At 70.6% G+C, this 14,971-nt stretch carries 14 protein-coding genes and 2 pseudogenes; 10 read left to right on the top strand and 6 right to left on the bottom strand.

Translation table 11 applies throughout. From position 1 onward, the window contains the following. The 6 genes and pseudogenes from ACSNOC_RS23855 to ACSNOC_RS23830 all read left to right on the top strand — a co-directional run. Nucleotides 1-181: transposase (locus tag ACSNOC_RS23855; protein WP_436749616.1), on the top strand; the 181-nt coding region annotated here is incomplete at its 5' end. A 125-nt stretch (nucleotides 182-306) separates the two neighbouring features. Beyond that, nucleotides 307-663, top strand: a complete 357-nt coding sequence (locus ACSNOC_RS23850) for a hypothetical protein (RefSeq protein ID WP_436749615.1) — start codon at nucleotides 307-309, stop codon at nucleotides 661-663. A gap of 237 nt (nucleotides 664-900) precedes the next feature. Then, nucleotides 901-1,169: pseudogene (locus ACSNOC_RS23845) on the top strand (amidohydrolase family protein); the annotation flags it as partial. A gap of 108 nt (nucleotides 1,170-1,277) precedes the next feature. Beyond that, complete coding sequence (locus tag ACSNOC_RS23840) at nucleotides 1,278-1,673, top strand: hypothetical protein (protein WP_436749617.1); 396 nt, start codon at nucleotides 1,278-1,280, stop codon at nucleotides 1,671-1,673. Then, entirely contained in the window at nucleotides 1,622-2,557 is a 936-nt protein-coding gene (locus ACSNOC_RS23835; protein WP_436749614.1) for a DUF1932 domain-containing protein, read from the top strand. Before ACSNOC_RS23840 ends, ACSNOC_RS23835 begins: the two co-directional genes overlap by 52 nt. 260 nt (nucleotides 2,558-2,817) lie before the next feature. Beyond that, nucleotides 2,818-3,867 carry a hypothetical protein gene (locus ACSNOC_RS23830; RefSeq protein ID WP_436749613.1) on the top strand — a complete coding sequence of 350 codons (1,050 nt, stop codon included), beginning with the start codon at nucleotides 2,818-2,820 and terminating at the stop codon, nucleotides 3,865-3,867. Nucleotides 3,868-3,915: 48 nt separating this feature from the next. Here the strand turns inward: ACSNOC_RS23830 and ACSNOC_RS23825 are convergent, their stop codons facing one another. Next, entirely contained in the window at nucleotides 3,916-4,323 is a 408-nt protein-coding gene (locus ACSNOC_RS23825; RefSeq protein ID WP_436749612.1) for a MerR family transcriptional regulator, read from the bottom strand. A gap of 218 nt (nucleotides 4,324-4,541) precedes the next feature. On the opposite strand from ACSNOC_RS23825, the gene ACSNOC_RS23820 reads away from it, so the two are divergent. After that, a complete protein-coding gene (locus tag ACSNOC_RS23820; RefSeq protein ID WP_436749611.1) occupies nucleotides 4,542-5,495 on the top strand; it encodes an alpha/beta hydrolase family protein in 954 nt (317 codons plus the stop codon). Between the two features lie 133 nt (nucleotides 5,496-5,628). Here the strand turns inward: ACSNOC_RS23820 and ACSNOC_RS23815 are convergent, their stop codons facing one another. Further along, nucleotides 5,629-6,216, bottom strand: a complete 588-nt coding sequence (locus ACSNOC_RS23815) for a TetR/AcrR family transcriptional regulator (protein ID WP_436749610.1) — start codon at nucleotides 6,214-6,216, stop codon at nucleotides 5,629-5,631. A gap of 95 nt (nucleotides 6,217-6,311) precedes the next feature. On the opposite strand from ACSNOC_RS23815, the gene ACSNOC_RS23810 reads away from it, so the two are divergent. Further along, nucleotides 6,312-7,253 (top strand): NmrA family NAD(P)-binding protein, encoded by a 942-nt coding sequence (locus ACSNOC_RS23810; RefSeq protein ID WP_436749609.1) that lies wholly within the window; start codon nucleotides 6,312-6,314, stop codon nucleotides 7,251-7,253. 1,123 nt (nucleotides 7,254-8,376) lie between these two features. Here the strand turns inward: ACSNOC_RS23810 and ACSNOC_RS23805 are convergent. Beyond that, a complete protein-coding gene (locus ACSNOC_RS23805; RefSeq protein WP_436749608.1) occupies nucleotides 8,377-9,330 on the bottom strand; it encodes an oxidoreductase in 954 nt (317 codons plus the stop codon). A gap of 85 nt (nucleotides 9,331-9,415) precedes the next feature. On the opposite strand from ACSNOC_RS23805, the gene ACSNOC_RS23800 reads away from it, so the two are divergent. After that, nucleotides 9,416-10,075, top strand: coding sequence for a DNA-binding response regulator (locus ACSNOC_RS23800; protein ID WP_436749607.1), 660 nt, complete (start codon nucleotides 9,416-9,418; stop codon nucleotides 10,073-10,075). 287 nt (nucleotides 10,076-10,362) lie between these two features. Beyond that, complete coding sequence (locus ACSNOC_RS23795) at nucleotides 10,363-11,505, top strand: hypothetical protein (RefSeq protein WP_436749606.1); 1,143 nt, start codon at nucleotides 10,363-10,365, stop codon at nucleotides 11,503-11,505. A 139-nt stretch (nucleotides 11,506-11,644) separates the two neighbouring features. Here ACSNOC_RS23795 and ACSNOC_RS23790 read toward each other — a convergent pair whose 3' ends face one another. The 3 genes and pseudogenes from ACSNOC_RS23790 to ACSNOC_RS23780 form a co-directional block, all read right to left on the bottom strand. Further along, nucleotides 11,645-12,925, bottom strand: a complete 1,281-nt coding sequence (locus ACSNOC_RS23790; RefSeq protein WP_436749605.1) for an IS701 family transposase — start codon at nucleotides 12,923-12,925, stop codon at nucleotides 11,645-11,647. Nucleotides 12,926-13,296: 371 nt separating this feature from the next. Next, nucleotides 13,297-14,059 (bottom strand): annotated as a pseudogene (locus ACSNOC_RS23785) (IS701 family transposase); the annotation flags it as partial. A gap of 533 nt (nucleotides 14,060-14,592) precedes the next feature. Continuing rightward, the coding region (locus ACSNOC_RS23780) for a hypothetical protein (RefSeq protein WP_436749604.1) at nucleotides 14,593-14,971 on the bottom strand (379 nt) is incomplete at its 5' end.

Here is a 14,971-nt window from a genome sequence, read left to right as displayed (position 1 = left end):
ACTCCCGGCCTGGAAGGCGCAGCACAACGCCCTCCACCGCAAGGTCCGGGCCCGCATCGAGCACGTCTTCGCCCGGACGAAGACCTGGAAGATCCTGCGGGACTGCCGCCTCAAAGGCGACGGCGTCCACCACACCATGCTCGGCATCGCCCGCCTGCACAACCTCGCCCTCACCGGATAACTCCGGCGGACAGCGCCGCAGCGGCCACACCCAAGATCATTTACGGGACAACGTCTAGGCTCATCACAGCGGAGGAGCAGGGATAACGGCTCATCCGAGATCCCTGGGCGCAGGGGTTCAAGGACATGATGGGCAAGCTCATCCGGCGTGCCGAGCCGCACGTAAGCGCCTATCCGGAAGTGGTCGACGACCTCACCAGCAGCTTGAAGCGGCGTAACTTCCTGGTTCACCACTTCTGGCGCGAACGCATCCAAGAGGTGATCACCGAGTCGAGTCGGGCCAAGATGTGTGTGGATCTGAAGGCGGACTGTCGGCTCTTCACTCAGACGGACGAGCGTCTGACCGAGAGAGTCTTTGACCCCCTTGCGAGGAAGCGGGGGATCACTCCTGAGATGATCCAGGCGCAGTACGCGAAGGAGCGCCGCGAGGCCTTGAAGCGCTACGAGCCCGAGTCGTTCACGTACGAGGACGACTCGATCTAACTTGCGTGCTCACTTCGCCCTTCAGGTGACCGGTTCGAGTTGGCCACAGAGCTGTCGCCCGGTCACTCCGCTGGCCCGCGTCCCGGGCTGCACCGCTGAGCGCGGGTACGACTCCGGATCGCGCGAACCTAGTGGGGCGTCTGCTCATGGCCAGCGATGGAACGGTCATCGGGGCGATGCAGGAGGAAGGGCACTGAAGCGGGGTGCGGGGTCGGCCAATGCGGGAGCGCGACGGATCCACTGCCGTTCCTCGGCGGACTTGCCCACGGCGCCAGCCTCCACCACGAACTCCAATACCTGACCCGAGCCGGTCTCACGCCCACCCAGGCACTGCGCGCAGCCACTGCCATCACCGCCCGCCGCTTCGGCCTCGATGGGACCGCGGCCGTATCGCCCAGGGACTGCGCGCCGACCTCCTCCTGATCGACGGCGACCCGACCATCACCATCTCCGACATCCTCAACAACCGCGCCATCTGGCGCAGCGGCACCCGCCTCACACCCTGACCCGCCCACCTGCCGCGCAGTCGGCCGAGTAGTGACGCATCACCTCGACCCCGTCGGCAAGGGCGGGTTCCACCGGTGGCGGGACGAACGTCTGTTCACTTGGTTCGAATGGCTTCAAGATCCGGGGGCGAGGCCCCCGACGCGCTGAACGAGGCCATCGACCGCGCAGGCGTGGGCTCCGACGAGGCGGACAAGGTCGAGGAGTACTTCGTAATCGCCGAGCAACACCGGTGTGCGCCTGACTCCTGGCCTGCTGGAGCAGGCTCTCAGCCATATGAAGCTCGCAAGCATGGCGCCGAGATGCTGTTCCAGGTCCTCCGCGCACGCGAGGAGGAAAGCCGGCGTCGCGATCGCCCTCAACGAGGCCTTTGCGCCGCCATCGTTGACCGCCTCACCATCGGCGGCGACGGCCCGCGCGCCCTGCTGTACTTTGGCGGGACGTTCCAGCAGGTGTGCAGGGTGCGGAACGACTATCAGGACGAGCCATTGGGGTGCTGTTGGTGACCACGAACGGTGCTGTCGAGCCGGCCCCCGACGAGGCCGGGCTGGCCCGCCGGCCGATCGGTCTCCTTCATCCCGGCGCGATGGGCGCCGTCATCGGCGCGCAACTGGTGCACACCGGCCGCACCGTCCTGTGGGCCGGAGCGGGCCGGAGCGAAACGACCAGGCGACGAGCTGAGGCCGCGGGGCTGCAGGCCCGCTCCGGCACCGCCGATCTGGCGCACTGTTCGGTGATTTTCAGCGTGTGCCCGCCGGCCGCCGCGCTGGAGGTGGCCGCCGCGGTGGCCGGCAGTGGTTTCGACGGGCTCTATGTCGAGGCGAACGCGATCAGCCCGCAGCACGCCCAGGAGATCGCCGCGCTTCTCGGCGGGCGTGGAGCGACCGTCGTCGACGGCGGCATCGTCGGGCCTCCGCCCCGCGAGCCGGACACCACGCGGATCTACCTGTCTGGACCTGATGACGCCGTCGGGCGGATCGACCGGATGTTCGCGACCACGACGCTGCGGCCGGTCGCCCTGACCGGCCCGGTGGGCCGGGCCTCCGCGTTGAAGCTCGCATTCGCCACCTACAACAAGCTCAGTCACGTTCTCGCCGCCCAGGCCCATGCGCTCGCCGACAGCCACGGGTTGTCCGACGAACTGGGTGAGCTGGCCGAAGCCATGCTTCCCGGCACACCGCTCGCGCGCCCCGGCGGCCTCGTGGGCGCGGGGAGGAGCGCGTGGCGCTGGGAGGGCGAGATGAACGAGATCGCGGCCGCCTGCACCGACGCCGCGATTCCCCCGGAGGTCCTCCGGGCCGCCGGCACGTTCCTCGCTCGCTGGCGGGTGTGTAAGGACGACGAGTCACTGACGGTCGACCGGCTCCTGGCCGCCCTGCGCGACGCATGAACCGGCCGCCGCGCTCGGACCGGTCTCCGGGTGCCCGAGCACGACCCGGGCGGCCGCCTCGACCTGGTCCATGAGGAAGAAGTGGCCGCCGGCGAACGTATGCGCGCACGTCGAAGCCGCCGTGTGCCCCGCCCACCCCCGGGCCTGGTCCGGTGACACCAGGGGTCGGCGTCCGCGACCAAGGCCACGATCGGGGCATCCGGCTTCCACTCGTCAGGATCTGGGCCTGAGCATGCGAGCGGGGAAGGGAGGTGTGAGGGGTGGCGGAGCCGCGGCGTGCGGCGCTGTGCGCGGTCATCGGCTCGTTTCACGACGGGTTGTCCGAGCCTGCCACCACGGTCCCGCCTGCCCTTCCGCAGGCGGACCTGTTGCGGGAGCGGATGGTCGCCGGGCTGAGCGTGCTGCGGTACGAGTGCCAGGTGCTGCCCGCCACCACCGCCAAGAAGCTGGACAGGATGGTGGAGGAGTTCCTGGACCAGCGCCTGCCGCCCCGGTCCACGTGGATCGTGCACGTGCTGTCGCGCGGTGAGGGGGAGACGGCCAACTACACCGACGTGCGGGTGCTGGGCTCCGACGGCAAGGCGCACCGGTCGACGGCGGTGGAGCGGTGGCTGAAACAAGCCGATGAGGACCGGAGCCAGGGCGCCCTACCAGCCGATGGGTCAAGAACCCCTGCGCTCTGGTGCCGGCGGTATCGGGGCGCGGCGAGGCCGCCTGCAACGCCGAGTTCACCCACGCCGCGGTCGCCGCGCTGGACGAGGCGGCCCTCGGGCGGCTACGACGTCGCGCAGGGCTTCCCCATCCCGCCGCGGCGAGTCGCGCTCGACAGCCAAGTCCAGGTGGCCGCCCGCGGCCGCGGCCAGCAGGTCACCACCAACCTGTTGAACCGGCTGACGGCGAACCCCAGCACGCCTTCTTCCCCACCATCTGCCCCAGCGTCACCGACCCGCTGCCCGACGGCGTCGACCCGGCGGGGGGGCTGGCGCTGGACCCGGCTTCATCGACCGCGCGTTCGCCTCGGGCCCGATGCCGCGGATGCGGACCGGCCTGTTCAAAGGCCGCGACCGGCTGCTGCGCGACCTGTCGGCGTGGAACACGCCTCGACGATTGACGGCTACCTCAGGCTCCGCGACCGCACCAGATCGTCACAGAACCCTGCGAGGGCGGCCCCGCAGGCTTGGGGGAAACTTCGGCGTGGTCGCGCCGCGAACACGCCTGTCGGCCGGGCTGTCAGGGGCGTCGCGCAGCTGATCCATGCGGCGAGCCGGCACCATGGCGAGGGCCGCGCCGCGCTCCCGGGGCCCGCCTGATCATCCGGGCGTGCGGCCGTTCTGCCGGTCAAAGGTTTCCGGGTCGCGTCAAGCCCGGTCGCCTTCGGTCGGGACGTGTGCCGCGTCCGTTGCCCGGCACGGTCGCCCGGTGAGCATGTTGGCGGTGGCGCCGGTGATGACGGAGTGGAGCCGGTCGCGGGTGGCGGTCAACTCGGCGATCCGCTTGTCGATGGTGTCGCGTTCCACGGCCAGCCGGTCGAGCAGTGCGGGTGTGGCGTTGCCGTCGACGACGCACGGCATGAGTTCGACGATGGTCCTGCTGGACAGGCCGGCGGCGTAGAGCTGCTGGATCAGCCGGACCCGCTCGACCGCACCGTCGAGGTAGTGGCGCTGACCACTGGGACTGCGCTGGGCGATGAGCAGGCCCTGCTCCTCGTAGTACCGCAGGGCCCGGACGCTGACGCCCGTCTTGGCGGCCAGTTCACCGATGCGCATCCGTCTCTCCCGGTGATCTGCGGAAACAACCCTTGCCTCTGACGTCAACGTCAGGTTTTAGCGTAACGGACGTGCGGCGCGTCGACCGTTCGCCGTCCGTCTTCGAACAGGCGGGTGCCGGACCGAGAGCGTGCGGCGCGGCGCATCTGCGACCCGAAGCCGACGGTGAGCGCGTCCTCGCACAGCCTGATCAATGCGCAGAACATGAGAGGACCCCCATGACCGCCATCGACACCATGACGACCGGGATCCCCGTCGGCAGCGCCGCGATCCCGATCGTCTCGGTCAGCCCGATCGTGCTGCCCGCGCCGGAGCGAGGCGAGGACCTGCACGTGCGCGTGACCGCGCCGGTCACCGGACGCGACCTGCCCATCGTCTTGTTCGCCCACGGGTTCGGATCGTCCTTCGACGGTTACCGGCCCCTGACCGACCACTGGGCCGCTCACGGCTTCACCGTGATCCAGGCCACCCACCTCGACTCCAAGCGGCTGCGCCTCGCCGCGGACGACCCCCGCAAACCCCAGATGTGGCGGTTGCGCGTCTCGGACATGAAGCGCGTCCTCGACGACCTCGACCTGCTGGAAACAGCCGTCCCCGGCCTGGCCGGGCGCCTGGACCCGAGCCGGATCGCCGCGGCCGGGCACTCTTTCGGCGGGCAGACCGCCGCGATCCTGCTGGGTCTGCGTGTCACCGACCCGCAGACCGGGATCGCGGCGGACCTGTCCGACCCGCGGATCACGGCGGGCATCCTGCTGGCCACGGCCGGGAAGGGCGGCGACGACCTCACCCCGTTCGCGATCGAGAACCTTCCCTGGCTGCGCGGCCAGGACTTCTCGCACATCACCGCACCGGCCCTCGTGGTCGCCGGCGACAAGGACCGGCTACCGCTTCTGTCCATCCGCGGACCGGATTGGGCCACCGACCCCTACACCCTCAGCCCCGGCCGCAAGAGCCTGCTCACCCTCTTCGGCGCCGAGCACTTCCTCGGCGGCATCTCCGGTCACGAGGTCACCGAGACCACCGACGAGAACCCCGCACGGGTCGCCCTCGTCCAGCAGGTCACGCTCGCCTATCTGCGCCATGTCCTCGGCATCGACGACTCCGGCTGGACGGCCGCGCGATCAGCACTGGCCCCGGACGCCCACCCGATGGGACGACTGGACTCCAAATAGCTCCCGGCACCATCGGCCCGACTGAACGCGGCCCCCGAAATCGCCCCCCGTACCCGCTACCGACGTCTCCCGTCCGCGCGAAGACCATGGCGTCCTCGGAAGCCGCTCCTCACGATCGACCGGCCGGGGGCTGCTACGCCCCGGGGCGACCGCCTTCGCGCGGCGGGCACAGCCCCTCCACCGCCAAGTGGAACAGCCGGTCGGCGCGGGCGGCGGGATCGGGCGCGTGCTCGGTGGCCAAGGCGATGCCGACGAGCAACGTGATCAGATCCTCGACCGTCACGTCCGAGTCCACGGCGCCGTCCCGCGCGGCGCGGCGCAGCAGCGGGTCCGCCGCCTCCTGGAGCGTTGCGGCGCAGGCGTTGTCGTGTACCGGGTCGGCGGCCGCGCTGTCGTAGGCCAGCGCCGCGGCCAGCCCCCGGGCGGCGACGCAGTAGGCGAGGACGTCGTTCAGCCAGGCCAGCAACGCGGCCCGGCCGTCGACTTGGGCGGCCAGGTCGTGGGCGCGGACGCGCAGCGCCTCGATCCGTCCCCGCGAGACCGCCGCCAGCAGCGCACGGCGGCTGGGGAAATGCCGACGGACGGTCGCCGAGCCGACCCCGGCCCTGCGGGCGATCTGTTCGAGCGAGGCGTCGGCACCGTGGACGGCGACCTCCTCCTCGGCCACGGCGAGGATCCGCGCGTAGTTGCGCCGGGCGTCGGCGCGGCGGCGGTCCGGCATCGGCGTCTCCCGGGCTTGCTAAGTGGCGGGGCCCGCCATATCTTAGCGACACTGTAAACGGCGGGGCCCGCCGTTTAGCTCCTGGAGGGAGTGCCGTGTCTCCACGTTCCGCGTTCGTCCTGGTCACCGGTGCCACCGGCCGACAGGGCGGAGCGACCGCCCGCGCCCTGCTCGCGGCAGGCGTTCCCGTCCGCGCGCTGGTGCGCGACCCGGGCACCGAACGGGCCAAAGCCGTCGAAGCGCTCGGCGCCGAACTGGTCACCGGCGATCTGCACGACCGCGCTTCGATCATCCGGGCCGCCACGGGCGCCCGCGCCGTGTTCTCCGTGCAAATGCCCGGCCGAACGGCGTCCGGATTCGACTTCCCCGGCGAAATCGTGCAGGGCGTCAACCTGATCGAGGGCGCGAGGGCCGCCGGGGTGCCGCAGTTCGTGCACACATCCGTCACCGGAGCCGGACGGCACACCGAGGACCCCGGCTGGGCCGAAGGCCGCTGGGCGGCGGTGGAACCCACTCTCAGTGCCAAGACCGCCGTTCAAGACCGGCTGCGCACAGCCGCGTTCCCACACTGGACGCTGCTCAAGCCCGGCTTCTTCATGGAGAACTTCCTCCCATCCCTCGGCTTTCTGTTCCCCCGCGGCGTCGAGGGCGGACTGGTGAGCGTCCTGAAGCCACAGACCCGGCTGTCCCTGGTCGCCGTGGACGACATCGGACGCGCGGCGGCCGCCGCCATCGCCGCACCGGAACGCTTCGACGGCGTCGAACTGGAACTGGCGAGCGACTACCTACCGATGACGCAGATCGCCGAAATCCTTTCCCGCGCCCTGGGCACACCGCTGTCCGCCCCGGACATGACCGAGGCCGAGGCCCTGGCCGCCGGAATGCCCCCGATGGCCGCCGCGCACGACCGGCTGAACGTGGTGGGCCAACCGGCCCGCCCGCAGTACGCCCGCAACCTCGGCATACCGCTCACCAGCTTCGAGGAATGGACCCAACGACACCTGAAACCAGGCGGCACCGCGCACAGCGCGACATGAAGAACACGCCGCACCGTTCTCACCGCACCCACGCCCCCACATCGGAAAGCGCGCGCTGGCCCCCCGAAAGCGGATGGGAAGCGTTCGCCGCGTCCCCGGCGCCGACAACGCCGAAAGTTGAGGTGCGCAGGCCGGCACCGACCACGACCGCGTCGACGTTCCGTCGACCAGCGACGCCCGAGGCGGCGACCTGCGCGAACCGCGCGTCAAATGCGACCACCGCCCAGGGCGGTGCCGGTTCCCCCGGCCTGCCCGCCGCCCCGGCAAACCCTTCGTCGTGTCGCCGGCCCACCCTGTGGGGCAGTCCGTAGGGTCTGTGGGAAGCCGAGACAGGGACGTCTCCACCGCGACGTCGTGAGCCCCGCGTGGCGTGCTCGCCCCGTCTGCCCGCCGGCGTCGTCGCGGGCCGTGGGTGTCGGCAGCGGCTTCGGATGCCGTCAACAGGGGTGGGACACGTCGTAAGCCGACGCCACGTCACTCCCGCGTCTGCCGGGACGACCAACCCAAACCCGCCCCCGCTGTGGGCAAGTGACCTCAGGGAATCAGAACCCCAAAACCGCCCCTGACCAGGAACGAGGCTGCGGACTTCAGTCGGGGCACAACCCTGTCTCTGCGAAGTCCCTTGTCAGAGGCCACTTGGGCCGTCAGGTGCCCCCGGCGGGGGACCCGGAACTTGGGAACAGGAAAGTCCGCAGGTCAGCGGCCCTGGACTGGCGATTCAGGCGGTCATGCCGGCAAAGCGGTGACCCGTCTGGTCGGCGAGATCTGCGTCCGGGGTAGAGCACTGGAGTGGTGTGAATGTCGCGGCGGCTCGAACGAGGACGCCGCCGGCGACGGAGCCGTGCCTCGCCGCCCACCGCGACCGGCCCGAAGCGGTGTTCACCACTTGGCAGTAGACAACCCGCCCCGTCCCGGTCACGGACCCGCCGAAGGGAGACGCCCGCGCGGATGCCGCTGGGGCGGGAAGGAGGGGGAGGACCCGTCCGGCGGCCTCGACTCCGAGCCGGACGGCCACCGGCTCGGGCGCTCGCGTGGCCACATGCGTCACCGGCACCTTGCCGAGCCCCACCGAGGCGGGCCCGCGGGGGGCGGTCGGGGTTCGTGTCGGAGTCCCTGTCGCGGTCTATGTGGCGTCCGCGGCGATGCCGTCGAGCAGCGTGAGTTCGTCGGTGGTCAGCCGGAGGCTGCCGGCGGCGATGTTCTCCTCCAAGTGGGCCGGGTTGCCGGTGCCGGGGATCGCGAGGACGTGCCTGCCGCGGTGCAGGGTCCAGGCGAGCCGGACCTGTGCCGGCGTGGCGCCGTGGGCCTCGGCGACGGCGGCGATCTCCGCCCGGCCCCGGGGGTCCGCGCTGTCGTCGCCCGGCCGCGCGCCGGGCACGCCGGCGGCCACGGCGGAGAACGGCACGAAGGCGATGCCATGCCGACCGGTGAGCTCCACCAGGGCGTCGTCCTGCCGCTCGGTCACGCCGTACCGGTTCTGCACGCACACCAGGGGAGCGACTGTCATCGCCTCGGTGAACTGCTCGACGTCGATGTTGGAGATGCCCAGGTGACGGATCAGGCCCGCCCGGCGCAGTTCGGCGAGGGCACCGACGTGCTCGGCGACGGATCCCGGCTCCTTGCCCAGGCTCGCGCCCCAGCGCAGGTTGACCACGTCGAGGTGGTCGCGCCCGAGCTGGCGGATGTTCTCCTCGACCTGGGCGCGGAGCTGGTCGGGACGGGCCATCGGCTCGAACTCGCCCTCGCGGGAACGGGCCGGCCCGGCCTTCGTGGTGATGACCAGGTCGTCGGGGTAGGGCTGGAGTGCCGTGCTGATCAGCTCGTTGATCGAGCGGGTCGGCACGAAGTAGAACGCGGCGGTGTCGATGTGGTTCACGCCGAGCTCGATGGCGCGGCGCAGGACGGTGATCGCGTCGTCCCGGTCCCTCGGCTTCTCGTCCCAGGGCATGCCGCCCAGGCGCATCGCGCCGAGGCCGATCCGGTTGACGGTGCGGTCGCCGAGCCGCCAGGTGCCGGCGGCGTTCGCGGTCGGGGCGCTGGTCGTGGTGCTGGTCGTGGTGCTCTGTTCGGTGGTCATGCCGTCATCGTGGCGCGGCGGGCGCCGGAGTCCCCGGGATCGGCAGCTTGTTGCCAACAACGGCCGGAGTGGGGAGAGTGAGGTCATGCCGACCACCGGGACCGTGACGATCGTGCGCGGAGAGCAGGACGTCTTCCGCCACACGGCGCACCTGTTCGCGAACGCCACCGAGATCACGTGTGCCGCCAACACCCTCGCCACCTGGTCGTGGACGCGCGGCCAGGACCGGCCGGCCGCCCTGGACGGACAGCGGCGCCGCGCCGACCCGCGCGTCCGCAAGGTCTACCGCTCCGGCATGTTGCTCGACGAGGCGTGGGCGCGGCGGGTGGCGGTGGCCCGCGACCGGCACGGCGCGCGGATTCGCGTCACCACCGAGGAGATGAACGAGACGGTCATCCTCGACGGTCGGCTGGTGATCCTGGCCGGCGACCTGCGGGCCGGTGAGCGCACCTACAGCATCATCACCCAGCGCGAGACCGTGCAGGGCGTGGCCTCGCTGTTCGAGGTGGTCTGGCGGTCGGCCACCGACCTGGCCGCCTACGACGCGCAGGTCGCCGAGATCCGGGAGATCGCCCCGCAGGTGCTTGATCTGCTCGGCCGGGGCGTCAAGGACGAGGCAGCCGCCCGCGCCCTGGGGCTCGGCGTGCGCACCTACCGCCGCCGGGTCGCGGAGCTGATGACGGCCCTGGGCGCCGAGTCACGCTTCCAGGCCGGCGTGCGGGCCCGGGAACTCGGCCTCCTCTGAGCCGCCTCGGCGGCTCGCATCGGGGAGTCTCCGACCTGCCGCGCCCCGGCAGCGCGGCGGTGACACAGCGGCGGCGAGGACGCAGCGGGTGTCATGGCCTCCCGCTCGACGCCGGCGCGGACCGCGCCACGAGAACGGTCCCGGGGCCGGATCCGCATTCCGGCAAGCCTCGCCCGGCCGATGTCACGATGCGCCCGGCATATGCTGGCCGACCGCTGAGTAGGAAACACCCCATCACCCGTTCTGAACGGCATAATCGTTGCCTGAACACAAACGGGGGAGTGATCATGAATCCGGGTGAGTTGGCGGCGAGTGCCGCCGATATTCTTCTGGCAGGCGCGGGCCGGGGCGTCGGTGAAGGAGTGGCGGAGCTGGTACGGGCGCGGCTGGCGGCCACGGCAGGCGGACAGCGGGCTCTGGCCGACCTCGATGAGCGTGACCCCGCGTCCGCGAACGAGGTCCGGGATCTGATCGCCCAGGCCATCAGATCGGATTCGGAATTCTCCGCCCAACTCGAGCGAGCCGTCAACGCGGTGCTGAAGAGCCAGAGTGCCGGCAGGGATATCAACAGCATCAGCGTCAACGGCACCGTCCGTGGCAGCCATTTCACCATCGGCCCGGTCACGATAAACAACACACGAGGCGCCCGGATCGCCATGGCCGTCGGGGCGGTCTTCGCGGTCTTACTTCTGCTTCTCAGCGGCTACGGCGCCGTCCATCTCATCACCGGCGACGAGGGTGAATCCCCAGCCGTCCAGGGGGCCGGCGACGGACGGGTGCCCGACGCGGGAAGCAGTGGTGAGGACATACCGGGCTCCGACCCGCCTGCTGATGAGCCCACCGCGTCGGGTGACCAACTCGGTGATGACACGCGGCCTTCCGGCCCCGCGACGGAGCTCACCGATGACGATGGATACCGGTTCGAAGTTGTCGGGCGAGGAGCGGGTACCGCTCCCGAGATAAGCGTCGACTCGGATGATCGGCTGTCGGCTCCCCCTGGCACCGTGTTCGCCTATGTGGATATGTCGGTGACCAACAAGCAAGTCGACAGAAGTGCCATGCTGAATGACGCACTCGTCAACTGGTACATCCATGTGCCGATTTCCGTGCGGCTGGAGGATTACACGCTGAGCCGCTGTGGTGACGCCGTGCCTGACTACTGCGGAGACAAGGTCTCGTGCCAGCGTGTCGACGAGAGCAGTGGCGAACTGGTTGACCTGGGAGGCTTCGGCGAGGACGAGCGCACCATCCCGGCGGGAGCGACATGGGAACTGCGCTGTTTCCTCGGGCAAAACAATCTCGGTATGGTGGGCGGCGCCCAAGAGGTCAAGGACTCTCTTCAACCGGACCAGATCCGCCTCTTCCGGATCGAATACGACGGCCCGTTTGATGAGTCGGTCGCCGAACGCACCGATATCCCCTTGGCATAGTGCGCTCGTGGGCAGCCGGGCCGCCCGGAGCAGCGAGATCGCCCGCCGAGCTGGCGGAACCTTCACGCGCGGCGCGCCGAGGCCCGTGTGGTGCTGAAGGACGCCGCCTACGCGGTGCTCGGCGGCATGATCAAGGCGATCAAGACATACCACTGGCCACCGGTGGCCCGGGCGGGGAGGCCGCGCAGCGTGGCCAGGTCGACGCGAGGTCGGCAGGGGACGTCCAACTGCCAGGAGGCGCCGGATCTCCGCCACGGTGAGGGGGGCGAGGGCGGTGGAACCGTTTCTGCGTCCCCCTTTCCGTCTCGCCGGCTATCTGAGCTGCGAGAAAGGCGTGGGCGAGCATGGCCAGGGTGATGTGCCGGTACCAGCCCGGGTAACGGCGGACCTCGTACTGGTCCAGGCCGCACTCGTTCTTCGCGGCTTGGAAGCACTCCTCGATCTGCCAGCGCGTCCCGGCGACGCGCACCAGGTCGGCCACGGTGGTCTCGGGTGGGGCGTAGGCGAGGAAGTAGACGATCTCGTCGGGCTTGCCGACGCTGCGGCGGGCCAGTGCCCATCGGCGGCCGACAAGGACGGTGCCCTGGTAGTCGAACTCGGTCACCGCGCGCAGTTCGACTGCCGCCCAGTGGTAGAGCCGTGGCCCCTTGGCGCCGTCGCCGCGGGAGATCGGCTCCCACGCCTCGTCTGGCGCCTGGGCGAAGAGGTGGTCGATGCGAGGGCCGAAGACCTGCTGGGACTTGGGAACGGCGAGCACATAGCCGAGGCCGGACTGCTCCAGCAGGCGGCGGAAGCGTCCTTCCTGCCCGTAAGCGGCATCCGCGGTCACCCAGGCGATCGGCAGCGGTGAGGCCAGAGCACGTAGGACCAGGTGTTTGGCCAGCTCTCCCTTGGTGGCGAACTCACGCTCACCGGGGATCTTCGCCGCCGCGCAGCGGTCCGGGTCGGATGTCCAGGACTTGGACACGTACAGCTCGCGGTCCACCAGCGTCCGCCCGGCCGGTGAGGCGTAGGCGGCGAAGACGCCGATCTGGCAGTTCTCCGTCCGCCCGGCTGTGCCGGAGTACTGGCGCTGCACCCCGGCGGAGGTGGTGCCCTTCTTGACGAATCCGGTGTCGTCGATGATCAGCACGCCGTCGGGGTGTCCGAGCTTCTCGGCGACGTACTCTTGCAGGTCATCGCGTATCTCGTCCGGGTCCCAGCAGGCCCGGCCGAGCAGGTGCTGCAACCCCGACGGCGTGCGGTGACCGGCGTACTCGGCCAACTGCCAGCCGTTCTTCCGGCCCACCGGCCCGAGCAGACCGTGCACGTAGGCCCGCATCCGCCGCCGCAGATCCCCCCGCCCGAACCGGTGACCGATCCGCACCAGCAACTCTTCCAGCTCCGCCGACCAGACATCCGGCCGCACGTCGTCTTGCATGACAAGCACAACGGTGCCGCCGCACTCGAGGTCACGAACTCGCGGTCCCGACGGCACGTTGGTCCGGATACACTCCCAGCCAGGTTCCTGACCAGCGGGAATAGCGAACTGCAACTGGAGTATTAGTATTCCAGTCGCAGATCGCTATTCCCGCTGGTCAGGAACCTGTTCTGGAGTGTAGTGGACTGACTGGTTGTCAGGTCGCGCGGGTTCGTGACCTCGGGTGCGGCGGCGGTAGTGGCAGCGGCGAGCGATGTCTTGGTGATGGCGTCGCCAGCGGGACCAGCTCAGCGCGTGGCTGATGCGCGAGCAGTGGTGTGACCGGGAGGAGCAAGCTGCCAGGAGGCGCCGGGTCTCTGCCACGGTCAGGGGGACGAGCGGGCCGCCCGAACCGTTTCTTCGTTTTCCTTTTCGAGGCCGTGGGCGGCCCGAGCTGCGAGGAAGGCGTGGGCGAGCATGGCCAGGGTGATGTGCCGGTACCAGCCCGGGTAGCGGCGGACTTCGTACTGGTCCAGGCCGCACTCGTTCTTCGCGGCCTGGAAGGCTTCCTCGATGGCCCAGCGGGTTCCGGCGACCCGTACCAGCTCAGCCCGACGGTGGTGCCGGTGGGTGCGTAGGCCAGGTAGTAGGCGATCTCGTCCGGGCGGGTGAGGCTCCGGCGGGCCAGTACCCACCGGTCGTGGGTGGGCTGGTCGCCGTCGAAGTCGGCGATGGCCGGCAGCCTCGCCGCGGCCCAGTCGTAGACGCGTGGACCTTTGGCGCCGTCCCCGCACGAGTGGCGCTCCCATGCCTCGTCGGGGGCCTGGGTGATCGCGAAGTCGATGCGGCCGATGGCGTGGACGTGCTGGGACTTCGGCACGGCCAGCACGTAGCCGACGCCGGTTTCTTCCAGCATGCGGCGGAAGCGCCATTCCCCTCCGTATGCCGAGTCCGCGGTCACCCAGGCGATCGGCAGCGGCGAGGCAAGCGCCCGCGCGACCATGACCCTGACCAGGTCGCCCTTGGTCGCGAAGTCCCGCTCACCGGGGATCTTCGCCGCGGCGCAGCGGTCCCGGTCCTGCGTCCAGGACTTGGGTACAGCTCCCGGTCCACCAGCGCCCGCCCCTTGAGGGTGGAGCAGGCGGCGAAGACGCCGCCCCTTGACCCCCAGCGGCCGGACGGGGTGCGGGGGAGTGGCCGTCAGTCCGGCGTCGCAGGTCAGGGCCCGATAGGTCCGGGCTCCTGTCCGAGTGAGCCGGGGTGCTTCTGTGAGTCCGTGAGTGACGTGTGAGAAGCACTGGCCGACCGCCCGCTGCCGCACGCTTCGCGAAGGTCGGCGTTGCCGACGAACTGGGTGGAGATTTCAGTCGGAGGACCGAAGCGGCCACTACGCCCAGCCCTGAGGAGGCGGACGCGATGTGCCGCGGGGTGACAGGTGATGATCAGCGAAAGGCAAGCCCTCAGGCTGGTGCTGGGAGTGTTCGGGCAGATGGCGGTGCGCACGGCTGCTCGGGCCGATGGCGACGGGCCACTGTGCTCGGAAGGTGACAAAGCATCGGGGCCGCGCAGGTTGGTGTCCCCGGCAGGGGACCCGGCCAGGTCTGGCAACGGGGCAGAGCCCGACCCGGGACACGCGGAAGAAGGGGCTTCCCCTGGTTCCGGGCGGGGGTTTCGCGGGACCGCGCGGGTCAGCTCGCCAGCACCGCGGCGGTCTCGGCGGCTGCGGCGTGCTCGCCGGGCCGGTCGGCCAGGATGGCGTGCGGGGTGGGCAGGTGGAGGTCGGCCGCGACGGCGTCGTGGTCGGACAGCCCCGGCCCCGGTCGGGTCGATGCCCCGTACGTCGACCACCGCTCGTGCCAGGGCAGCGGGCAGGCACATCGCGTGGCAGCGCCGGGCGGACCGTGGGTGTCGCTGTCGGGGATGGTCGGCGCGAGCGCCTTCTCCCGGCCGTGGGCGGCGGCAACTCCTCGCCCAGGCAGGGGCATCGAGCGGTACCCGAGGGGGGAGCGGACCGGCTGGACGCTACCGGCCCCATAGGCCGGGGGTGTCGGGGCGTGGGTGCCAGGG

This window comes from Streptomyces sp. URMC 129 (assembly GCF_051386415.1).
Classification (GTDB): domain Bacteria; phylum Actinomycetota; class Actinomycetes; order Streptomycetales; family Streptomycetaceae; genus Streptomyces.
The sequence above is the reverse complement of the archived record's forward strand: the minus strand, read 5'-3'. Positions and strand labels throughout refer to the sequence as shown.